Below are 20,331 nucleotides of genomic sequence, written 5' to 3' on the forward strand. Positions count from 1 at the left end.
GGCCCATTCGCGCTGTCAGACTCCCGGAAGGGAATGCGCCGGTGGGGCGTGGGTGAGGCGGGGGCGGCGAGGCGGGGTGGGCGTAACCGAGCGCGGTACGGCCGATCGTGCCGCTCCGGACGAGACGGGGCCGGGCGTGAGGGACCACGGCGTCCCGAGCGCACGCGTGGCGACGGAGAACCGGCCGGGTGGGCGACAGTACGGCGACGGGCAGCGGCGGGACGACGGGCCGGCACGTGCGGTGCCGCGGCATGTGGCCTGCGTGATGGACGGCAACGGCCGCTGGGCACAGCGGCGTTCGCTTCCCCGCACGGCGGGCCACCGGGCGGCCGAGACCACCGTCATCGACATCATCGAGGCGGCCCGGGCCGCCGGCGTCGAGTGGCTCAGCCTGTACGCCTTCTCCACCGAGAACTGGAACCGCCCTGGCGCCGAGGTCGAATTCCTGATGCGGCTGGTCCGCCGGGTCGTGCGCAAGCACGCGCCGCTGCTGCTCGCCCGTGGGATCCGCTGCCGCTTCCTGGGGGTCGCCGACCCGCGCATCCCCCGCGAACTGGCCCAAGACTTCGACGACCTGGCGACGCTGACCGCCGACAACCGGGGATGACGCTGACCGTCGCCTTCGACCACGGCGGGCGCCGGGACATCGTCGAGGCGGCAAGGTCGCTGATCCGCAGCAAGACGCCCGCTGATGAGGTGACCGAGCAGCTCTTCGCGGACCACCTGCCGTTCCCCGACACCCCCGACGTCGACCTCGTCATCCGCACCTCCGGCGAGCAACGCATCTCCAACTTCATGCTCTGGCAGGTCGCCTACGCCGAGTGGGTCTTCCCCGAGGCACTCTGGCCGGACTTCCGGGCCCCCGACTTCCTCGCCTGCCTGCACACCTACCGGCGCCGCGACCGCCGCTTCGGCGGCGTGCCACCCCGGACGAACGGAGACCCATCATGACCACAGGAACCACCCGAGCGGCCGACGAGGTACCCCTGTTCAGCCCGGAATCGCAGTTCCGCACCTTCTTCGACGACCCGCGCTGGGCGCTGGCCATGATCCGCGCCACCGTGCTGGAGGCCGCTCATCCGCAGATCGGCGCCGCCCTCGTCGACAACTCCACCTTCGTCGCCCACCCCTGGCGCCGTCTTCGCAACACCTTCCTCAGCATGCGGCGCATGTTCAGCACCGACTTGGCGGTACGCGAGAGGGAGGCCGCCCGGCTCAACCGGCTACACGCCCGCATGAGCGGCACCGACTCCCGCGGCCGCGCCTACGACGCAATGGACCGCGCGACCCGCGCCTGGGTGGTCGCCACCCTCTTCGAGAGCGCCGTCACCATGTGCCGGCTCAGCGGCCAACCACTCGACCAGGACACGATGGAGCGGATGTACGCCGAGTACCGCACGTTCCTCGCCGCGCTCGACGGGGACGCCGCAGAACTCCCCGAGGACCTGAACGACTTCTGGCAGTACTTCGACCGGGTCGTCGAAAACGAGCTGGAGAACACCGAGGCGGCCCGCGTCATCCTCTACCGGCTCTTCGACCACCTGCCCGCCCCGGCACTGCTCGACGGGGCACCGACGCTGTGGGCGGCCGGCCGCGCCGTCGCCGGTCCGCTCCTCGGCGCGATCACCGTCGCCTCGCTTCCCGAGCCGTACCGGCGCCGGGCCGGCCTGCCGGAGATGCCCGGCGCCCCGACCCTCATGCAGGGCGCCTACCTCGCCGCCGGACTCGCCCGCTTCCTGCCCGACGGCTGGATCAACGCCGAAAGCATCATCGAAGTCCTTTCGCTCTCGCCCGGCAGCGACGACCCCCGCGCCCGGACCGTGGCCGCCCTGCGCGCCCGCATGAAGCGGGCATCGGCCCTGCTCCGCCTCCTCACACCGCTGGGCGGCGACGCCGACCCCGGCCCGGACCCGGCACCTTCGGCGGCCACGGGAGAGGGCCGGCGCTCGGCGGAGGAGTTCTTCCGTCGAGTACTGGACCAGACCGGCGACGGCCACCTCGACTGGCCCGACCTCGCCGCCATGGCCCGCGAACTCTCCACTCGCCTCGACCTGGACGAACCCGAGGAGACCCGGCTCTACGACGCCTTCGCCGCCTGGTGGCGCGAGCTCCAGGCCGCCCTCGACACGGACGGCGACGGCCGTGTCAGCGCCGACGAATACGCCGCCGCCGTCCCCTCCCTCGCCGGACCCGCACTCATCCGCGTCGCCGAGGTGCTCTTCGACGCCACCGACAAGGACAGCAGCGGGACCATCGACGCGGACGAGTACCGGACCCTCTTCCGCACCGCCTTCCACCGCGACCTGACCACCACCGACGGTACCTACGGTCGGAGCGCCTTCGTAGGCGACTTTCTCTCCTTCATGTCGGGCCGCCGTACGAGCACCCCGTACGACCCCCTCCTCGCCGACGCCTGACGAACTCGTGCAGGTTGGCGGCCACGGCCGCACGCTCCTGTACCCACGTCCCGTCTCGCGGCTCAGGTGCCCGCGAAACTTCCCTGGAGCGGCAGGGCCTCCTTAGCCTCGCGCTTTCACGAGGCGGGCTTTCCGACTGGTGGCCAAGAAACCAGAAAGCGCTACTGACCAGCGGAAATGAGGATTTCTGACTGGGATGTTGGCCGGCCTTGGTGGGCGCTGGGCCCGCCAAGGCCGCCTGGCCGCTCGCTGTCAGCGGAATGGCAGGGAGCCGGCGCCGTCGCGCATGCCGCCGTGGTGGCCGAAGTGGGGCTCGTTCTCGCCCGGCGCCAGGGAGAAGCGGGCGCCCCTGTAGTTGGCGTGCTGGTAGAAGGTGACCATGCGGTTGCCCACGTTCTTGGCGGAGCCGATGTGGTCACAGCCGCGGGCCGCCAGGTTCGGCACGCCGTGGGTGAAGGCCGTGTGCTTGCCCTTGAACTGGGGGTTCTCGAAGACCCGGACGGCTTGGCCCCGGCAAGGTCCGCGTGACCGTCGGCGGCAGCCGGCAGCGCGGCGCCGAGCGTGAGGCGGCAGCGGCGGTCCCCACAGCGGCTGTGTGACCGATACGCATGATGAACTCCTCCGGGTGGCTATGGGTTCGGGTGGCTATTGGCCGGATACGTGATGCTGGTCGGTCAGTGCGTGCGGCCCTCACGGTTCAGGACGCGGCGGGCCGCTGCCAGCCAACGGTCCTTGCGGGCCTTCGCCTCGTGCAGTTGGTCGGCGTTCTGCCGGATCAGACGGCGTTGGACGCGGGTCTCGGCCGATGCCCACACCGTTACCAGTTTCGTCTCTTGTTTGCAGGCCACATCGGCTTGGGCGGTGTCGCGTTCGGCCGGTGTGGGATTGGTCGTTTTCCAGCGTGGGTTGCCGCCGGCGGCCGTTGGATCCCGGTACCGGAAGCCTGCCTTCGCCATGCATGCGCTCCACTTGCGCAAGGCATCGCGTACTTCGGGAGCGCGCCGGGAGGCTTCCAGCGCGGCGATGGTCAGCCGGTTGAAGGTGTGATGTCTGAGCTGCGCGAGGTTACCGACGAGCCGGCGCCGGGAGGTCTTGGCGCAGCCGCCCTGGCCGGTGCGTCCGTAGGCTGCGCGTAGTACGTCGGCGGGGAGCTTGTCGCGCTCGTCCCAGGCACGGTTGCGCCGCACCATCGACTCCGGATCCGGTCGCAGGTGGTAGCCGTAACGGCGGGCGGCTTCCGCCTCGATGGCTCCGTACCGGCGGAGGTTCTCCGGCTCGATCTCCTGGGCGCTCACCCGGGGCAGCACCTTCCACTCCTTCCCCAAGCGGTTCATGCACCGGCGCATGAGAATGTCCTGGGCGTCTTCTATCGCGTGGACGTCGGCGTCGTTCGATGCATAGGCGTCCAGTGGGAGCTCCAACTGCCTGGCCTGGCGACTGAACGGCAGCGGTGCGGTGGAGTGCCGGGCGGCCGTGGGCTCCTTGGGCGCGGCCGTGCAGGCGGTGGCAGCCAGCAGCAGTGCGAGCACGGTGGCGGCCCGCGCGCGGGAGAGCGACATGGTTGCCTCTCGAGGTGCGGTGTGCGGGGTGCGGGGTGCGGTCGGCCGTGGTGGAGGAACCGGAGGCGGCCCTGGCCCACTTCGGCGGCACCCTGGTGCTGGTCACCCACGACCCGCGGCTGCGAGAGACCTTCCGCGGCCGCCGCCTCGAAGCTGCGCGAGACCTTCCGCGGCCGCCGCCTCGAACTCGCCCCGGACGGTTACTGCCGCGCGGCCTGACCGTCGCCGCACATCGCCTGCCCGTACAGCGTCTTCAGCGCGTCGTCGATGGGGTGGTGCTGCGGCTTGCCCGAGGAGTCCGGCGCGTTCCACCTCTGGAGGTTGACCGCGACCGACATCTGACGCTTGCCGTCGGCTCGGGTCAGGGAGATCGTTCCGGCCCCCCAGACCGTGCCGTCGTGGCCCCAGAAGGTACCGCAATCCGGGATGTCGACCTTGTGCAGCCCGAGGCCGTACTGGATCGTCGATCCGTCCAGGGCGATGACCGGGACCGTGCGCTGCATCTGCTCCAGCGACGACCGGTTCACGATCTCGCCGTCGAGCAGTTGGCGGTAGAAACGGTTGAGATCATCCGTGGTCGACACCAGGGCGGCCCCCGTCCCCGTCCAGGACATGTTGTAGACGCTGTAGTCGCGGGGCGGGTCGAGCAGCCCCCACAGGGCCTCGTACATCCGTGAGTGCGGCCCCTGGATCCGCGTCCCGGTCGGGAACACTGTGTGTCGCAGGCCGGCCCGCTGGATGACGTTCCGGGTGATGTACTCCTCGGCCGGGGTACCGGTCACGTGCTCCAGGAGCTGGCCGAGGAGGAGGTAATTGGTGTTGGAGTACACGCCGGTGGGGCCTCCGGGCTCGCCGGTGGGGGGCGCGTTCAGGCCCAACTCGATCAGCTCGGCCGGGCGGAACTGCGTGAACCGGTTGTCGTCCAGGCTCTCGGGCGAGCCGGTCTGGAGGGACGGGAAGGCGTATCGGATGTAATCGGGGATGCCGCTCGTGTTGTTGAGCAGCATCCGCACCGTGATCTTCCGGCCCCGCTCTCCCGGCACCAGATGCGGCAGGTAGTCGCCGATCGGCGCATCGAGCCGGATCCGGCCCTGCTCGACCTGCTGCATGACCGCGGCGGCCGTGAAGGTCTTGGTGATGCTGCCGACGCGCTGCCGCATGTCGGGCGTGACGGGACGGCCGGTGGTGACATCTGCGACCCCGGAAGCGCCCCGCCATGTCCGGCCGCCGTCGCGCACCTCGGCGTATACCCCCGGTACACCCGCGCGGTGGACACCGTCCAGGGCGGACTTCAGCTCGGAGGGGCGGAAGGGGGACGACGGGCTCGCGCTGCCGGCCGTCACGGTATTCGTCTCGCCGGGCGCGGGAGCTGCCGCCACCGTGCCCGCGCAGACGCTCAGCGCGGCCATACTTCCCCACATCGCCAGTCGGATCTTCAAGACAGTCGTCCTTTCGTGATCAATGAGTGCAGGCGGCGGGGACGCTCCCCGTGCCTTTCGACGTGCACGGCTCAAGGGGCCAGGGCGCGGCGCAGAGCGGCGCCGAGTTCGGCGTTCTGGCGCTGCGACACCTCGGCGGACAGAAGCGCCTGCGATCCGTGGAAGGTGCCGGGCCACTGGTGGAGCTCGACCGACACGCCCGCCTGCATCAGGCGCAGCGCGTAGGAGATGCCCTCGTCGCGGTTCGGACAGAACTCCGCGGTGGCGATGTAGGCCGGTGGCAGCCCTGACAGATCGGCGGCCCGGGCGGGGGCGGCGTACGGTGTGGCGGGCCGGGAGCCCAGGTAGTGCCGCCACGCTGCGGAGAGCTTGTCGCGGTCGAACCAGGGCGTGTCGGTGAAGTTCCGCGCCGACCACGTCTCCTGCCGGTCGTCGAGCCCCGGCTGGTTGAGCAGTTGGAAGCGGATCGCCGGTCCCTGCTCGTCACGCGCCCGCAACGTCACCGCGGCCGCGAGGTTCGCGCCCACGCTGTGACCACCGACCGCGATCCGCGCCGGGTCGATACCGAGTTCGCCGGCGTGCTCGACCGTCCAGGCCAGTGCGGCGTAGGCGTCGTCGAAGGCGGCCGGGAACGGGTTCTCGGGCGCCAGGCGGTAGCCCACCGAGACCACCACCGCCCCGGAAAGGGACGCGACCCGGGCGGCCCACGGATGCTCGGTGTCCAGGTCACCGAAGACTCCGCCGCCGCCGTGCAGCCAGACGACGGCGCCCTGTGCCCGGTGCGGGCGGTAGACCCGGACCGCCACGTCCGGATCGGCGGACACCGTGCGGTTCTCGACCTCCATGTCCGAGGTGTCCGGTGCCGGCGCCGCAGCCGCACGCTCGGCGAAGTCCTTGCGTGCGGCGACTGGTTCGTTCATGTCGAGTCGCGGGAGAAACGGGATGAATGCTTCGAGTTCGGGGTCCATGGCGACCATCCTCACGGTCGTCACCTGGGGGGTCACCCGCCATCCGTCGCGCATCCCGCCCCGATCGCGCACCGGTCGGCGCACCCCCGTCCTTCTATCCTTCTGCCATGGAGGCACTGGCGGTTCGGCTGTCGGGACTGGATCCGTATGTCGACGGGGCGATGCGCATCGTCGCGTTCTACGACACCCTGATGCGCCGACGGGTGGATCTCCCGGCGCTCGCCCGGGCCTCGGCGGGACTGGCCGAGTGCGTGGCCGGCATACGGCTCCACGGCGCGGGGCGGGCGACCCGCGTCTCGCCCGACGGCAGGCCCGCGTCCGCCCCGCCGGCGCCCGCGTCCACCACGGCGCCGATCACGCTCGACGAGGAGGAGATCGGCAGGGTGTGGCTGGAACGCCCCGGCCGGCCCAACCCGCTCGACGAAGTGCTCCTCGACAGGCTCGCCATCGCCGCGGCGGCCGTCGCCGAGCGGTACGGCCCGGCCCGCACCACCATGGCCGACCCCGCCCTCGTCGAACTGGCGATCAGCTCGGACGGCGACGACGCGGCCCGAGCCCGGGCCCTTCGGCTCCTGGGTTTCGCTGCCGAACTGCCCCTCCACGTCGTCGCCGTGCGTTCGCAGATGCCGCTCGACCGGATCGGCGGCCTGATCTGCCCGGCCCGTGCCGTGAAGGCGGCGCCGCTCGCCGACGTCGGCGTCATCCTGGCCACCTTCGTGGACCCGGCCCGGTTCCCGGCAGACGTGCGCGCGGGCATCGGCGCCGCCGACAGCCCCGACCGGTCCTGGCGGCAGGCGCGCACCGCCCTCCGCTTCACGACCCCGCGCGAACCCGTCATCCGCCACGCCGACCTGGGCGCGCTGGCGCTCCTGGCCGAGGTGCCCCCGGAGACCGCGCGGGAGAACGCCGACGTGGCCGCCATCGCCCGCATCGCCGGCAGCTCGGAGGATCTGGAGACGCTGGACACCTACTGCACCACCGGGTCGCTGCGCCGGGCCGCCGACGTGCTCCACCTGCACCACAGCAGCATCGCCCGCCGCCTCGAACAGATCGCGAAGACCCTGGACATCGAACTCACCGAACCCACGGGGCTGACACGGGCCAGGATCGCGCTCACCGCGTGGCGACTCCTGGACGCCTGAGACGCCGTCTTCACGAGCGGGTGGTCCATCTGCGTGCTCGTGCACTGTGTCCTGGCCTGCCAGATGCCCACCTGGTCCTCACATGGCAGGTAGTCCCGGCAGCTTCCGAGGGCATGTGGGTTTGACACCACTTACGTTGATGAGGAGGGCAAGGCGGGCGGATCATGCTCTCGGAGTGCTCGGGCCTCGACCACCGCTCGCTCCCCCGCACTCTTGAGCCCTGCGGGACTGGGCGAGCCCGTCGCTGTGAGCGAGTCCGTACGTCCGCGCCTGGCGCCGGTAGTGCCAGGCCGCGACAGCCCAGCACGTACCGAAGAGCAGCCAGTACGGCGACCACAGCAGCAGGTCCCAACCGGCCTGAAAATGCGCGAGATCGGCGTAGGCGGGAGGGACGGCATCCAAGCCCGCGAGCAGCCGCAGGTCGTTGACGAACCCGTAGCCAAGGACCCCGACCGCGCGCGCCACCATGAACGCACAACCCATCCAGGGGCCGACGAGCAGCGCCCAGCGGCGGACCCTCCCGTGCGGCCGGAAGCAGCCCGACAGATGGAGCGCGGCGGCCATGCCCACCAGGGCCAGCGCCACGGACCCCCAGTGCTGAATGACCGCGCCCGTGGTGTGAGCCAGCAACTCGTCCCGAGCGGCACGGGGCAGCGGAGTCTGCCGCATCAGGAATTCGCCGCCCATTGCCCAGTCAAGCTTCATCGCACCGTAGGCAAGTGCGCAGGCGAAGGCCACGTATGCCGCTGCCGCCCGCACGCGAGGCGTGACTGTCACCGGAGCGCTCCCGTCGTCAGGTGAACGCGCGGTCGACGCGTGCGCACGTAGTACGACAGCGCCACCACGAGCCACGCCGCGATCTGGACGCCTCCCGACAGCACCTCGAATCCGGCGCTCCAGCCAAGGTGCGCCAGGTCGAGGTCCGCGCGCCGGATGGTGATCGTCGCCCCCAGCGCCTGCGCCACCAGGGCGAGTGTCAGCGCACAGAGCAACGTCCATCGCGGGATGCGGGATCCCCAGCGCGTGACGGTCGCCAGTGCCACCAGCGCCGCGATCACACCGAGCGAAGCGTTGCCCGCTTGGGCGAGCGCGGCGTGCTCGAACTGCGCTTGCACAAAGTCAGGCGCGGGGTGTCCAGGCATGCCCACCTCACCTCGCGCCGCCATGTACACCTTCTGCCCGGCATAAATCAGCATCTCGGCTGTCACCAGGCCCACGGCCAACTGGACGAAGGGCCCCGCGGATGACGGCCGGCCGGGCCTGAGCAGTTGGCGCCGTATCGCGGCGACGTAGGAAACGGTCATGGACTCCATGCTGTCCAGCGTCAACGCCACCCGCTTCCTGCCGCAGAACCATCGCGCTCCGCCACGCGGACGAGGAGCGACTCCTCCTGGAAACCGAGGCGCGTCAAGGCGGTCGTCGGCAACCCTTGGTTCGCGCCGCCGGGGGGTGACATGCGTCCCCGCCGTGCTGGCGAAGGGCGAGGGCATGAACCCGGTGGCGATGAGCATCGTCCAACCCACCCTCGCCGCGCAGTCCCGCTGACCCGCCTGGCATGCTGCGAACGTGACCAAGGAAGCTACCGCGGAGTTCGAATCGCACCGCTCTCGGCTCTTCTCGCTTGCGTACCGGATGCTCGGTTCGGCGAGTGATGCCGAGGACGTCGTGCAGGAGACGTATCTGCGCTGGAGCACGGCCGACCGTTCCGCCGTCCGTACCCCGGCCGCCTGGCTCACCAGGGTCATGACGAACCTCTGCATCAACCAGCTCAGCTCCGCCCGCGCACAACGGGAGCTGTACGTCGGGCCGTGGCTCCCGGAGCCGGTCTTCACCCACACCGCCTCCCATCGGCTCGGCCCGCTGGAGACCGCCGAGCAGCGCGAGTCCGTGTCGTTCGCGCTGCTCACCCTGATGGAGCGGCTCACTCCGGCCGAACGCGCGGTGTTCGTACTGCGCGAGGCGTTCGGGCACAGCCACCGGGAAATCGCCGAAGCCGTCGGCATCGACGAGGCCCACTCGCGGCAGTTGTACCGCCGGGGCCGCGAGCAAATCGGCCGTCCACGACGGCACTTCGATGTCGACGACGAACAGCGCAAGAAGATCGTCGAGCGCTTCTTCGCCGCCACTGTCGAAGGCGATGTGGCTGGTCTTGAGCAACTGCTCGCCGACGACGTGGTCGCCTGGGCCGACGGGGGCGGCCAGGTGACCGCGGCGCGCCGACCGATTTCCGGACGCGAGAGAGTGCTCCGCTATCTGCTGGGCCTGGGTTCCCGGCCCGAGGCAGCACAGGTGACGGTCGAGTTCGCCGAGGCGAACGGCGACCCGGCGGCCGTCATCCTCGCCGGTCAGACGCTGCTCGCCATCGTCGTCCCGGAGATCTACGAGGACCGGGTCATCAGGGTCCGTACGGTCCTCAATCCCGGCAAACTCGCCTTCGCCACTGCCCAACTCGCGTGATCCGCTTCACACCCCGAGCTGTCACGGACCGGCCCGCCCGCCGGTTCAGGAGGCATGACACATCACATCGTGGTTCTGGGAGCCGGGTACGCCGGACTGGCCGCCGCAAAGGGCGCGGCCCGCAAGCTGCGCCGCAGCAACGTCCGCATCACGCTGGTCAACGCCGGCTGCCGTTTCGTCGAGCGAGTACGGCTGCACCAGCTCGCCGCCGGCCAGCCGCTGAAGGACCTGCCCCTGAGCAAGCTTCTCGCCGGCACGGGCATCGAGCTCGTCGTCGCCCGGGTGAACGCCGTCGACCTCGCCGCCCGTACGGTCCGGGTCGACTCCGCTCCGTTCACCATCGGATACGACACCCTCGTCTACGCGCTGGGCAGCACGGCCGACACCGCCACTGTTCCCGGCGCCGCAGCGCACGCATGGGCAGTGGCCACCCACGAGGACGCGGTCCGCCTGCACGAGCGTATGGCGGACGCCCAGGGAGTGCTGGCCGTGGCCGGGGCAGGTCTCACCGGTATCGAGGCGGCCACGGAGCTGGCCGAGACCTACCCGCGGCTCAAGGTGCGACTGGTCACGGCAGGCGAGCTCGGCGTCGGGCTCTCGGAGCGCGGGCGGCGCTACCTCCGCGCCGCCCTGGACCGGCATGGCGTCGCACTGCGGGAGCACGCCCGCGTCTCTGAAGTCGCCGCACACGGCCTGATCCTGGCCGACGGAGGGGAGATCCCCGCCGACGCGGTGGTCTGGGCGGCCGGATTCCGCGTACCCGACCTGGCGTGCGAGGCCGGAATCGCGGTCGACGCCCGCGGCCTGATCACGGTCGACCCGACGCTGCGCTCGACCTCTCACCCGGAGGTCTTCGCGGTCGGCGACGCGGCGGCGACACACGGCCCCGACGGTTCCGCGTCCCGCATGTCATGCCAGACAGCGCTGCCGATGGGCTCGTACGCCGCGGGCAGCGTCGCCGCAGCGCTCACCGGCCGCGACCCGAAGCCGCTGCGCCTGCGCTACGTCTGGCAGAACATCAGCCTGGGCCGACACGACGGCCTCACCCAGTTCACCCAGGCCGACGACAGACCGCGCAGTGGCATCCTCACCGGCCGCGCCTCGGCCCGCTTCAAGGAAGCCGTCACGCGAGGCACGGTGCTGGCTCTGCGCCGCTGACTCAGGCCGCTGCTGCGCCGGTTCGGGTATGAGTCTGACCGAGTTGGCGGGAACTGGCCGTTGCTGCCGGCCAGTTCCGGCTTCGCCACATGAACGGTTCTGGGACCTGGACCTACGCGTACCGCGCAGCGGGCACCGCTCGGGTCACCCGCCCGCGGTGACGTGTGAACAGACTGGGCGCTGTGGGTAGCCGCCGGCTCCCTCGGCGCCGACGGCGGTCCTCGTCGACGACCAGCCGGACAACCTGCTCGCGATGACCGCGGTTCCTGGCCACACTCGACCAGGAGCCCTCACTCGCGTACGCGGCCAGCATCGCCGACGGCACACGGCGCCTTCCTGATCCCGTGAGCAGGGGAGACTCCTGGTGCCTGTGCCTGATATCTGCACCCGGGGCCTCGCGGAGAAGCCTTACGGCTTGGTGTAGTGCTTCTTGCAGTCGGCGCAGCCCTTGTGGGCGGCCTTGACGATGTTGCCGCCGGAGCTCTTGATGACGGCCTGGTGCTTTCCGTGCTTCCAGCCGCTCCAGTTTCCGTTCCTGTACTTCACCTTGACCCAGGCATGGCCCGCGCAGTGGCCGTTGTTGGCCTTGCCGGTGACGGCCTTGGTCTTGGAGACGGAACCGGCGTAATCGGTGCCGCAGCTCCGATGCCACTGGACGAAATCTCCGTACTGGGCGGTGGCACCGGCGCTGGAGACTCCGAGGAGAAGCGCCGTGGTGGCGGTAGCCGCGACGGACAGTCCGCGTGCTGTCTTGTTCATGTTTTCCCCGCTTTTCGTGTTGGTCTGCCCATGCCGCTGTTTCAGGGCAGGGCGTCGAGCTACAGGTGTTTCGGTCGTTCTCCCGGTCGTATTTCTCCTGCCGGAAGAACATGTCAAAACCGTAGGAGGTGGCGCGTGGATCGGCCAATGTGCACGGTGCGCAAATTCCGGAGCCGGTTGTGCACGCTGCTCAGAAGCCGTGGATATCGGCGATGCGGAGCGCGTGCACGACATCGTGCACGCCGCTGCCGTGGGTGAGCAGGTCGAGGCCGAGGGCGGCCTCAGCGGTGCGCAGGTGAGAGCGGGCTGTGTTGCGGTTGATGCCCAGGCGGCGGGCGGCCTGCTGGGCGTCGGAATTGGTGTCGATCCACGCCCGGAGGGTGCGCAGATGCCGAGCTTGCAGGGGGCGTAGAAGCGCCCGGGCCCAGGCGGCGGCGGGTTCGACGCTGAGTAAGTCGTCCAGCGTGGGGGGCTGGTCGCGGTCGTCGGTTGCAGGGGCGGCGCAGGAGCTGCTGAGAGCAAGGGCCAGGTGGACGGTGGCACGACAGCGGACGTCGGTGAGGTTCTGGTTGAGGGCCTGTTCCGTATGTTTGATATGCGCGGTGACGGTGTTGCGGCTCAGGCCGAGCAGGCGGGCCACGCCGGATCGGGGCATGATCATGGACAGGCCGGTGATGTCGGCGCTGGTCTTCGGGACCGAGTCGAGCGGTCGCAGAAGCTCGCGGGACCAACGGGTGGCGGGCTGTTGGCGAAGAACGCTCACCAAGGGAGTCTGGCCGTGGTAGAAGGCCACGCGGCCGGGAGTGGTGCGGGCCGCGGCCAAGGCGTGGGCAGCCTGGCCATATGCCTCGGCCGTTGCCCCGAGGGGATGCGCGCCGCTGATGCCCAGCGCATAAGGAGGGTTGTCGCGCACCAGACGTAGCAGGACCTCACCCAGTCCGGGCGGCCGACCACCCGAGTTGCCTTCCTCATCGTCCTCCACGACGAGACAGATCAGATGCTCTTTGAAGACCGGGCAATGCACCATCAGGTCCGGGCCGTGGTAACCGGAAGGGTCTTCGTGGGCCCGGGAGATGCGGTCACGGTCGGCCGACGGGCAGAACAGCAGATGAACGCGCAGTCGGTCGGCCTCCAGCAGCGGGGGAACGGCACCGCTGGTCATCCGGCGTGCCAGGATCGGTCCTCCCGCCAGCAGCGCGTGCAGCACGGCGAGCCGTACCTGACGTGCCTTGTGCTGGTAGGCACGCCAGGTACGGTCACTGTCCCCGGCCCGGTGCAGCAAGGTGAGGACGCTGCTGGTGTGGGAGGCGAGAGCGGCTGTCTCCGGGGTCGGTTCCGAAGGACTGGCCACCACCAGCACCGGGCGTGGCCCATGTGGCCCGAGTGCTTCACAGCGGACGTGCAGCCCTCCGGCCTGGGTTACGGCCGCGGCGAGCTGCCCACCGGACAAGCGCCCGAGCAGTTCCGTCAATGGCCGCAGCATCGCCCGCGGGAAGCCCGGGCTGGTCGCCTCCACCGCGCGCGCGTCGCTCGCGATCAACGCGACATGGGCACTGGTCTGCTGGTGCAACCAGTCGAGGATCCTTCGGACGTCCGGATCGGCGCCGCGCGCTACCTGACGCCGCATCTCGTCCAACAAACCGTCTAACTGCCCGATCTGCCGTTGTGTCTGAGCAATCGCCACCGATCCACCTCACTGCTGCCATCCCATGGACGGGCTGCCGTGATGCAGGCCCGCCCTCTGATCCTTCGCCATGGGCGCGGGCTCCACGCCTGCACATGCCCATTCGATCCTCAATGGCCCACTTTCGGACATAACCGACCGCCCCTGCCCACGGACGAGCGTCCCGACGCCCGGTCCACCCCCACTGCGGCTCGGGCCGAATACCTGGTGATCAGCGGCTACACCATCGGTCAGGCCGGCGCCCTCCCGTCCGGCCGCCACAATACGAATGGCCCTGCAGATCTACGCCGTGCTCACCCCGCTCGACCTGGCCACCCCACACGACGAGACCGAGTACCTGGCCCGCGAGATGACCACTGCCGGCTGGTTCATCACCCCAGACGTTCGCACCAGGAGCACCGCATGAAGTGCCTCGCCTGCGCCCGCCTCGCTCGACACCGCCGCCCAGCCGCCCTCCGGCCCTCGCCGTGAGCGCTACGACCGCGCTTCTCGCAGCCACGGCACGCAGCGGCGCCCAAGCGTCGCCCCGCCGGCGTGAGTAAGGCCCCTGTCCAAACGCGATCGGGCCTGACTCGCGCCCGCTCGGAAGTCGCGGGGCCGAGCCAGGACACCCGACCAGAGGCCCCTCCCCCACCTTCCCGGCAGTACAACTGCTGTTTGAGCCCTTGTTCAGGGCGGAAGCAACAGCCGCTGCTCGGCCGCATGGCTTTGTCAACGAGAGATTGGACAGCACTTCGACAACCGTTCGGGAGTCACCATGGCACCGGCGCGGGATCGGATTGTTCACGAGTTGCGGTCGGGCTCACATTCCGTGGAGTAGTTACGGAAAGTCAGATCTTCGGCGCCATGCGATAACGGTTGGGATGGGCACGAGGTTGAAGCGAGGTGAGTTCCAAGGCCCGGTTGTCGCATCCGGCGCTCATGTGTTTCAGCCAGCGTTCGTAGCAGTCGAGGAAGTCGGTGGCGGAGGAGACGTTGGGGCCCCAATACCCGTCGCTGTTGCCAATGAGGACACGGCCGCTGAGGGGACCGGTCACCGCGAGAACACATACATCGGTGCAACCCGTTTCGATGATGTGGAGGAACAGGTCGCGTTCGTGGGCCCCGGGCCCTGCGTCGTCGAAGCCGCGGGGTGTCCCTGGTTCTCCGCGCGGATTCATGACCAGCAGGGAGCACCGCTCCAGCGGCACGAGGCCGTAGAACGGCGCCGCGCCTGAGCCGCCAATACGCGTGAGGACCGCCGATAGGCGTTGGGCAGGACGAACGGGGAGGTCCTGGAGGACCCAGGCCAGGCGAGTGACGCCATATCCGGCATCCGTGACGGTGACGATGTCTGGGACCCCAGTCGGCCACTGACCCGCCGTGATGAGCCGTTCGACGACGCCGCGGAGCTGGGCGGCAGTGGTAGCGGTGGCGTCGTCGGCCGGCCCGAGACGGACGCCGTCCAGGATCTGCGTGCAGGCGTGGCGCCCATCTCCAGCACCGCGACGAACGATCGACCCGGGATGAACTGCGAGGCTGTCTTCGCCCGACCGTAGACATGGCAGAACAGCCGGTCCGGCGAGCACGGCGCGTCCGACCACAGTCATGGCGAGACGTCCACCGCCGGCACCAGCCGCCTGTCCGGGAACCGTGGCAGCGGCAGGCCGGCCAGCAGAGACCGCAGCCGGCCGGTGTCCATCCCACGACCCCGCCGCAAAGGTTAAAGAGCAAGCTAGGCAGAGTTGAGGTCAACCTGCCAGGTCGGGCCTGTGCTGCGAACGGCTCTCTCCCAGCTCCTTTCAGCGCTCTCGCAGCAGCTCGGTGAGCTCGTTTAGCTGGGCCTCGATCCTGTCCAGGCGTGGGTCCGGGACTGGCATGTCGTCAGGTTCCGGGTTGGTGACGAAACGGTAGGCCAAGGCTGCGGTGACTGTCCCCATCGTGCCGATTCCGATCACCATCAGGGCCCCGCCGACGATCCGCCCCTCCGGGGTGACCGGGAACCGGTCGCCATAGGCAACCGTCGTCACCGTGTTCATCGCCCACCACACGGCGTCCGCATAGGAGTGGATGTTCGCGCCCGAGGCGTCCCGCTCCGGACCGAGAACGGCGCCAGCTCCGATCAGGACCACCGTCAACACCACCAACACTGTGGAGATCAATAGCCTCTCGGACCGGCTGCGTTGCGCGACGACGGCGACCCGGCTGAAGACAGCCAGCACCCGCAGTGACCTGACCGCGGGAACCGCCACGGCGATCAGGTCCAGAGGGTGGGTACGCACGAACCGCCACCGGTCCTGGACCAGGTACAGCCGCACCCCGTAGTCGACGGCGAACACTGCCCAGGCTGTGTAGTCCACCGGGTCGGTGAAGGCCAGCGCCTGACCCAGCGCGGAGGTCAGCACGAAATTGACCAGAGACACCAGCGCCAAACCGGTCAGCCACGGCGTCGTGCGCCTTACCCAGCGGTGGTAACGGTCCATGCGTACCTATACTGCCGCCTGCCGGCGTCAGTACGCGGCAGACACCACCGAGGCGCTCCGCGCCGGGCCTCCGTGCTACCGGCCGGACGAACACACTCCCGGACGACATCCCACGACCACCACCGAGATCAGAACTTGGAAACAACCTGCCGGGCAACAGACAGACGATCAATTACCTGGTCAAGGATCTGAGACGAGCCAGTAGCCATTACCTATGGAGGCCCGGTCCGAGCCCAGCACCGCTAATCGACCGCCGGGACGCAGACCCGGTAGATTGCCGCGCAGATGGAGCCGAGTTCTTCCCCGGGTGGGCACACAGATGAAGACAAAGCAGCACATGCCGGCGTCCATCGACGCGTCCGGGAGGAACCGCAGGCTGCCGTCGCGGCTCAGCCGGTAGTCGACCCGCGGAGTCGGCCGGGCATGGGCGAGTTCCAGCATCGCTGGGGAGGTGTGCACACGCGGGCCCCAAGGACGCGTGCGGGCATCGCGGTTGCCTACGCTGACGCGTTCCACACACGCACGGACCCGCTCGGCCGTCGCGGCGATCGCGCCATGGACCCCGCCCACGCCCTCGTACGCGTCCTCCGTCAGTGTCCGGCCGCGCCGCCGGCGCCGGCGGCACCTAAAGCCGTGCCGCCCCTCGTGCACGACCTGCTCGATCCCGGAAGGGCGGAAGCGTGGGCTGCTACCTGGTGAGTACGACGTCGAGGTGCGCCTGGACCGGCTCGAAGAGCCCATACGGAGTGAGCGCGCCCCTGGTATGGCAGTCGTTCGGCTTCTTCGGGGCCGCACGCCAGCGCGTAGTCGATCAGGTGCACTTCGCCTGAATCGACGAGTGTGTTGGTGGGCTGCGCGTCCGCGTGTGCCCATCCGGCAGCGTGCAGGGCGTCCAGACGTTGGGCCCGGATTCGGGCGACGCCCAGCAGCCAGGGAGGCACGGAGGGGCGGTTTCCCTCCGGGCCGCGGGCGAGGGCCAAGGCGCGCCACAGCGGGACGCCTTCGATCCATCGCACGGCAAGCCATCGGCTGCTTTCCCACGGGCCGGCGTCGATCCGGTAGGCGGAGTCAATGGCGCCGGCCTTCGTCAGGTGGATGAGGTGGCGGTCTTCCTGTTCCATTTCCGCGGCCTTGTCCCTGGCATCGTTGCCGCCGGGTGACGGGCGCCGGAAGTGGTGCCATGTCTCGTTTGGTGCGTTTCTCAGCGGTGGACGCGGCGTGCCGCACACTGGTGGATCGTCCTGGTCCAGGCGGCGAGCGCCGGGGTGTGGGACGTCGCCTCGCTCAGGTTCTGCCACAGATTCGCACCGCTCCAGCGGGTGAACCAGCGGTGGGCCGTGGGCACGCTGACCCCGAACGAGGAGGGCAGGTGCTGCCACGCACAGCCGCTGGTGACCACGTAGACGACGGCGACCATGACCCTGCGCGCGTCGGTCGCGGCCCTGCCACCGCCCTGGGGCCGCGGTGGCAGGGCCGGCAAGAGCGGACGAGCCGCCGCCCACATCTCGTCGGGGACCAGGCGCTGAGCGAGTGCCTCCATTCCCCTGATCGTACGCACCCCTGACGGGCCACCCTGGCGATCCGCCAAATGAGATGTGCGCACAAGAGCCACCCGGGCCTATCGTCAGCCGCCCGCCGAGGAGTTCGTGCACCAACGACGAATTCCGCACCAACGACGAAGGGGAATCCATGACCATTCTCGTAACGGGCGCGACGGGAAAGACCGGCCGCGTCCTGGTCGACCGGTTGCTCGGGGCCGGACAGCGAGTGCGGGCCCTGACCAGGAACCCGGAAGAAGCTCACCTTCCCGATGCCGTCGAGGTGGTGGCAGGCAGCCACACCGACCTCACAGGAGCCGCGAGGGCACTCGACGGAGTGGACGGCGTCTATTACCTGTCCGGAGCACTCGACCCGGAACATGCGATACACCAGGCACGCGCCTTCGTGGAGCTCGCCGCGGGCGCGGGGGCCAGGCGCATCGTCGACCTCTCCGGCCTCGCCGTCACCGTGCGGCGGCCGGGCAGCTACGAAATGCTGCGCGACGTCGAGGAGGTCATCGAAGCCTCAGGTTTGGAATGGACGCACATTCGGCCGGGCGAGTTCGCCAGCAACAAGCTGGACATGTGGGGCCCATCGATCCGCGCGGAGAGCACGGTGCGCAGCGCCTTCCCCGACGCGCTCGGTGTCCCCCTCCACGAGGCGGACATCGCCGAAGTGGCCGCTGCCGCGCTCCTTTCGGATGGCCACGCCGGGCACGCGTACTCGCTGAGTGGGCCACAGCAGCTCACGCACCGGGAGCAAGCCGCGGCGATCGCCCAGGGCCTGGGCCGGCCGCTGAGCTTCGAGCCGGTGACGTACGGACAGGCCCGCGCCGCGTACATCACGGCAGGAATGCCGTGGGACATCGCCGAATACCTGCTGGGCTATCAGGCCGAGTACGCGGCAGAGCCGCCCGAGGTTCGGCCCGACGTCGAACGAGTCCTGGGCAGGCCGGGCCGCACGCTGGCACAGTGGGCCGCAGATCACGCATCCGACCTCTCGGACGATCCCGTGCGGCAGGCGAAGGACTCGGCCGGTGCCGTCACAGGCTGAGCCGATGCGTTCTCCTCTGCTCCATGGTGAGCGTGTTTCACGGCAGCGCGGCCGCCGCAACCCTGCACCTCTGGCATTGCGCATGACCCGCCAACGACCTAGCGCGAGGCGAGGAACTCGATCGTCCGCTGGGTCAGGAGCTTGGCGGCGTCCGGGTCATGGGACGGCAGCGAATTGTCCGCGAACAGGTGCTGGTCTCCGGGGTACAGGAACATCTCGGCCTCAGCGCAACCGGAGACGAGCGCGCGGGCAGCGTCGATGTCCTCGGCGAAGAGCGGATCGGCTTCCTTCGCATGCACCTGCACCGGCACCCGGTCAGGCCAGGCCGCGCCGAACTCCGATACGGGGATGCAGGCGTGGAACAGGAGCGCGCCCCGCGCGCCCGCCCGCGTCTGCGCCAGCTTCTGGGCAGGCAGCACACCGAGTGAGAAGCCGGCGTAAACGGCGTCCCGCGGCAGGAGTTCGGCCGCGCGGACGCCCCGCTCGGTTATCTCGCCGAAGCCGACCTGCTCGACGTAGCCCTGGCCCTCTTCGAGGGAGTCGAACGTGCGCCCGTCGAAAAGGTCGGGCGTGTGGACGGTGTGGCCGACCGCGCGGAGCTCGTCGGCGAAAGCGGCGACTCCGGGCGTCAGCCCCTGCGCGTGATGGAACAGTACGACCTCTGCCATGCCCAAACCCCTTGCTCGCAGGTAGCGAATGATCCGGAACTCTAGAATAATCGAAGAGTGTCGAACAATACCCGCCTCCCTGACTACGACCTCTCCGACGTCACAGATGTGACAGCCCCGGCCCAGCTCCGCGCGCTGGCCAACCCACTGCGCAACGCCATCCTTGAGCTGCTCCTCGAACGCTCCGCGACGGTGAGCGAACTGGCCTCCGCGCTCGGCCGCCCGAAGAGCACGGTCGCGCACCACGTGAGCGTCCTGGTTGATGCCCAGTTGCTGAAAGTCGTGCGAACCCGCCGGGTGCGAGCCATCGAGGAGCGCTACTACGGCCGCACCGCGCGCATCTTCCGCGTCGGCACGGTCAGCCCGACCGGCGAGGGCGCCACGCCGTACTGCAACAACGATCTCGCCACGGCCGCCGCCGAGTCGGCCCCCGCACACCAGGCAGATCAACTCTCCTCGATCGTGCGACACGTGCGGATCCCGCGGGAGCAGGCCCGCGAGTTCTGGGCGCGGGTCCTGGAGCTTGCCAACGACTACGCACAACTGCCGCGCGGAGGCGATGTGATGTACGGCTTCGCGGCCGGGCTCTACCCGACCGACTATCCGGCGCTGCCAGAGGCCGAGTCTGCGGCGAAGGACCCGGACTGACCTGTACCGCAGGTCGTGACGTCAGCAGCCATGGCCTGCAGCACCCGAACCTTCACCCCACCCCGGCCCCACCTCAGGCAGCAACCCACCGAGTCACATGACCTGTCGGACAGGCCGTCGGGCTCACCTGTCCGGCCGGGTGAGCCCTTTGACGAGCGGGGCCTCGCCCAGCCGGGCGTCGGCGAGCTGAAGCCGGTGTGCGGACAAGATCGCGCGGACGCCTGGTTCATCGCGGCCCGCCGGGCATCGCACAACTCGGCGGGAAGGAGACAGGCAGCCACTGAAGCGCCCACCCCGTGGAGGCAGGAGCGAACCCGCCGACGGGACTTCTTACCGTCGGTTTATGGCCTTCTGAGCAGGATGGAGAGCAATCAACTC

At 69.7% G+C, this 20,331-nt stretch carries 18 protein-coding genes and 3 pseudogenes; 8 read left to right on the forward strand and 13 right to left on the reverse strand.

The window, feature by feature from the left end; all coding sequences use genetic code 11:
• The first annotated feature begins 265 nt into the window (after positions 1-265).
• Both uppS and ACZ45Z_RS07460 read left to right on the forward strand, forming a co-directional pair.
• Positions 266-951, forward strand: a pseudogene (gene uppS, locus ACZ45Z_RS07455) (polyprenyl diphosphate synthase).
• Entirely contained in the window at positions 948-2,417 is a 1,470-nt protein-coding gene (locus ACZ45Z_RS07460; protein WP_468357619.1) for an oxygenase MpaB family protein, read from the forward strand. The pseudogene uppS and the gene ACZ45Z_RS07460 overlap by 4 nt, the downstream one beginning before the upstream one ends.
• A gap of 252 nt (positions 2,418-2,669) precedes the next feature.
• On the opposite strand, the gene ACZ45Z_RS07465 is transcribed toward ACZ45Z_RS07460, so the two are convergent.
• The 4 genes from ACZ45Z_RS07465 to ACZ45Z_RS07480 form a co-directional block, all read right to left on the reverse strand.
• A complete protein-coding gene (locus tag ACZ45Z_RS07465; RefSeq protein ID WP_468358717.1) occupies positions 2,670-3,050 on the reverse strand; it encodes a beta/gamma crystallin-related protein in 381 nt (126 codons plus the stop codon).
• 41 nt (positions 3,051-3,091) lie between these two features.
• Positions 3,092-3,976: a hypothetical protein gene (locus ACZ45Z_RS07470; protein ID WP_468357622.1), complete on the reverse strand. Its 885-nt coding sequence runs from the start codon at positions 3,974-3,976 to the stop codon at positions 3,092-3,094.
• 200 nt (positions 3,977-4,176) lie between these two features.
• Complete coding sequence (locus ACZ45Z_RS07475; RefSeq protein ID WP_468357625.1) at positions 4,177-5,415, reverse strand: serine hydrolase domain-containing protein; 1,239 nt, start codon at positions 5,413-5,415, stop codon at positions 4,177-4,179.
• Positions 5,416-5,486: 71 nt separating this feature from the next.
• Positions 5,487-6,383 (reverse strand): alpha/beta hydrolase, encoded by an 897-nt coding sequence (locus tag ACZ45Z_RS07480; protein ID WP_468358720.1) that lies wholly within the window; start codon positions 6,381-6,383, stop codon positions 5,487-5,489.
• A 107-nt stretch (positions 6,384-6,490) separates the two neighbouring features.
• Between ACZ45Z_RS07480 and ACZ45Z_RS07485 the strand changes: the two genes are divergently transcribed.
• A complete protein-coding gene (locus ACZ45Z_RS07485) occupies positions 6,491-7,525 on the forward strand; it encodes a helix-turn-helix domain-containing protein (RefSeq protein WP_468357628.1) in 1,035 nt (344 codons plus the stop codon).
• Positions 7,526-7,687: 162 nt separating this feature from the next.
• Here ACZ45Z_RS07485 and ACZ45Z_RS07490 read toward each other — a convergent pair whose 3' ends face one another.
• Together ACZ45Z_RS07490 and ACZ45Z_RS07495 are read right to left on the reverse strand one after the other, a co-directional pair.
• A complete protein-coding gene (locus ACZ45Z_RS07490; protein ID WP_468357631.1) occupies positions 7,688-8,302 on the reverse strand; it encodes a hypothetical protein in 615 nt (204 codons plus the stop codon).
• On the reverse strand, positions 8,299-8,838 hold the full coding sequence (locus ACZ45Z_RS07495) for a hypothetical protein (protein ID WP_468357634.1): 540 nt from the start codon (positions 8,836-8,838) through the stop codon (positions 8,299-8,301). The genes ACZ45Z_RS07490 and ACZ45Z_RS07495 overlap by 4 nt, the downstream gene beginning before the upstream one ends.
• Positions 8,839-9,091: 253 nt before the next feature.
• Here ACZ45Z_RS07495 and ACZ45Z_RS07500 point away from each other — a divergent pair, with 253 nt between their 5' ends.
• Both ACZ45Z_RS07500 and ACZ45Z_RS07505 read left to right on the forward strand, forming a co-directional pair.
• Positions 9,092-9,982 carry an RNA polymerase sigma-70 factor gene (locus ACZ45Z_RS07500; RefSeq protein WP_468357637.1) on the forward strand — a complete coding sequence of 297 codons (891 nt, stop codon included), beginning with the start codon at positions 9,092-9,094 and terminating at the stop codon, positions 9,980-9,982.
• Between the two features lie 54 nt (positions 9,983-10,036).
• Positions 10,037-11,140 (forward strand): NAD(P)/FAD-dependent oxidoreductase, encoded by a 1,104-nt coding sequence (locus tag ACZ45Z_RS07505; RefSeq protein WP_468357640.1) that lies wholly within the window; start codon positions 10,037-10,039, stop codon positions 11,138-11,140.
• A gap of 408 nt (positions 11,141-11,548) precedes the next feature.
• Here ACZ45Z_RS07505 and ACZ45Z_RS07510 read toward each other — a convergent pair whose 3' ends face one another.
• Both ACZ45Z_RS07510 and ACZ45Z_RS07515 read right to left on the reverse strand, forming a co-directional pair.
• Positions 11,549-11,899, reverse strand: a complete 351-nt coding sequence (locus ACZ45Z_RS07510) for a hypothetical protein (RefSeq protein ID WP_468357643.1) — start codon at positions 11,897-11,899, stop codon at positions 11,549-11,551.
• Between the two features lie 190 nt (positions 11,900-12,089).
• Positions 12,090-13,583, reverse strand: a complete 1,494-nt coding sequence (locus ACZ45Z_RS07515; protein WP_468357646.1) for a helix-turn-helix domain-containing protein — start codon at positions 13,581-13,583, stop codon at positions 12,090-12,092.
• Between the two features lie 268 nt (positions 13,584-13,851).
• Here ACZ45Z_RS07515 and ACZ45Z_RS07520 point away from each other — a divergent pair, with 268 nt between their 5' ends.
• The gene (locus ACZ45Z_RS07520) at positions 13,852-13,989 is read left to right on the forward strand and encodes a hypothetical protein (protein WP_468357649.1); all 138 of its coding nucleotides are present in this window, start codon (positions 13,852-13,854) and stop codon (positions 13,987-13,989) included.
• Between the two features lie 424 nt (positions 13,990-14,413).
• Here the strand turns inward: ACZ45Z_RS07520 and ACZ45Z_RS07525 are convergent.
• The 4 genes and pseudogenes from ACZ45Z_RS07525 to ACZ45Z_RS07540 all read right to left on the reverse strand — a co-directional run.
• Positions 14,414-14,844 (reverse strand): annotated as a pseudogene (locus tag ACZ45Z_RS07525) (SMI1/KNR4 family protein); the annotation flags it as partial.
• Between the two features lies 1 nt (position 14,845).
• Positions 14,846-15,282 (reverse strand): annotated as a pseudogene (locus tag ACZ45Z_RS07530) (transposase); the annotation flags it as partial.
• Positions 15,283-15,364: 82 nt separating this feature from the next.
• Positions 15,365-16,045, reverse strand: coding sequence for a potassium channel family protein (locus tag ACZ45Z_RS07535; RefSeq protein WP_468357652.1), 681 nt, complete (start codon positions 16,043-16,045; stop codon positions 15,365-15,367).
• A gap of 1,201 nt (positions 16,046-17,246) precedes the next feature.
• A complete protein-coding gene (locus tag ACZ45Z_RS07540) occupies positions 17,247-17,585 on the reverse strand; it encodes a transposase (RefSeq protein ID WP_468357655.1) in 339 nt (112 codons plus the stop codon).
• A gap of 149 nt (positions 17,586-17,734) precedes the next feature.
• On the opposite strand from ACZ45Z_RS07540, the gene ACZ45Z_RS07545 reads away from it, so the two are divergent.
• Positions 17,735-18,637: an NAD(P)H-binding protein gene (locus ACZ45Z_RS07545; protein ID WP_468357658.1), complete on the forward strand. Its 903-nt coding sequence runs from the start codon at positions 17,735-17,737 to the stop codon at positions 18,635-18,637.
• 98 nt (positions 18,638-18,735) lie between these two features.
• On the opposite strand, the gene ACZ45Z_RS07550 is transcribed toward ACZ45Z_RS07545, so the two are convergent.
• On the reverse strand, positions 18,736-19,305 hold the full coding sequence (locus ACZ45Z_RS07550; RefSeq protein ID WP_468357661.1) for a dienelactone hydrolase family protein: 570 nt from the start codon (positions 19,303-19,305) through the stop codon (positions 18,736-18,738).
• Between the two features lie 57 nt (positions 19,306-19,362).
• Here ACZ45Z_RS07550 and ACZ45Z_RS07555 point away from each other — a divergent pair, with 57 nt between their 5' ends.
• Complete coding sequence (locus tag ACZ45Z_RS07555) at positions 19,363-19,953, forward strand: ArsR/SmtB family transcription factor (RefSeq protein ID WP_468357664.1); 591 nt, start codon at positions 19,363-19,365, stop codon at positions 19,951-19,953.
• The last annotated feature ends 378 nt before the right edge of the window (positions 19,954-20,331 follow it).

Source organism: Streptomyces sp. NPDC031210, from assembly GCF_055570395.1.

What these genes read in the sequence shown, in the direction of transcription:
- ACZ45Z_RS07460 (WP_468357619.1), top strand. Translation starts at nt 948, where the DNA reads ATGACCACAGGAACCACCCGAGCGGCCGACGAGGTACCCCTGTTCAGC.
- ACZ45Z_RS07470 (WP_468357622.1), bottom strand. Translation starts at nt 3,976, where the DNA reads ATGTCGCTCTCCCGCGCGCGGGCCGCCACCGTGCTCGCACTGCTGCTG.
- ACZ45Z_RS07480 (WP_468358720.1), bottom strand. Translation starts at nt 6,383, where the DNA reads ATGGACCCCGAACTCGAAGCATTCATCCCGTTTCTCCCGCGACTCGAC.
- ACZ45Z_RS07485 (WP_468357628.1), top strand. Translation starts at nt 6,491, where the DNA reads ATGGAGGCACTGGCGGTTCGGCTGTCGGGACTGGATCCGTATGTCGAC.
- ACZ45Z_RS07495 (WP_468357634.1), bottom strand. Translation starts at nt 8,838, where the DNA reads ATGGAGTCCATGACCGTTTCCTACGTCGCCGCGATACGGCGCCAACTG.
- ACZ45Z_RS07505 (WP_468357640.1), top strand. Translation starts at nt 10,037, where the DNA reads ATGACACATCACATCGTGGTTCTGGGAGCCGGGTACGCCGGACTGGCC.
- ACZ45Z_RS07510 (WP_468357643.1), bottom strand. Translation starts at nt 11,899, where the DNA reads ATGAACAAGACAGCACGCGGACTGTCCGTCGCGGCTACCGCCACCACG.
- ACZ45Z_RS07520 (WP_468357649.1), top strand. Translation starts at nt 13,852, where the DNA reads ATGGCCCTGCAGATCTACGCCGTGCTCACCCCGCTCGACCTGGCCACC.
- ACZ45Z_RS07535 (WP_468357652.1), bottom strand. Translation starts at nt 16,045, where the DNA reads ATGGACCGTTACCACCGCTGGGTAAGGCGCACGACGCCGTGGCTGACC.
- ACZ45Z_RS07540 (WP_468357655.1), bottom strand. Translation starts at nt 17,585, where the DNA reads ATGGAGGCACTCGCTCAGCGCCTGGTCCCCGACGAGATGTGGGCGGCG.
- ACZ45Z_RS07545 (WP_468357658.1), top strand. Translation starts at nt 17,735, where the DNA reads ATGACCATTCTCGTAACGGGCGCGACGGGAAAGACCGGCCGCGTCCTG.
- ACZ45Z_RS07550 (WP_468357661.1), bottom strand. Translation starts at nt 19,305, where the DNA reads ATGGCAGAGGTCGTACTGTTCCATCACGCGCAGGGGCTGACGCCCGGA.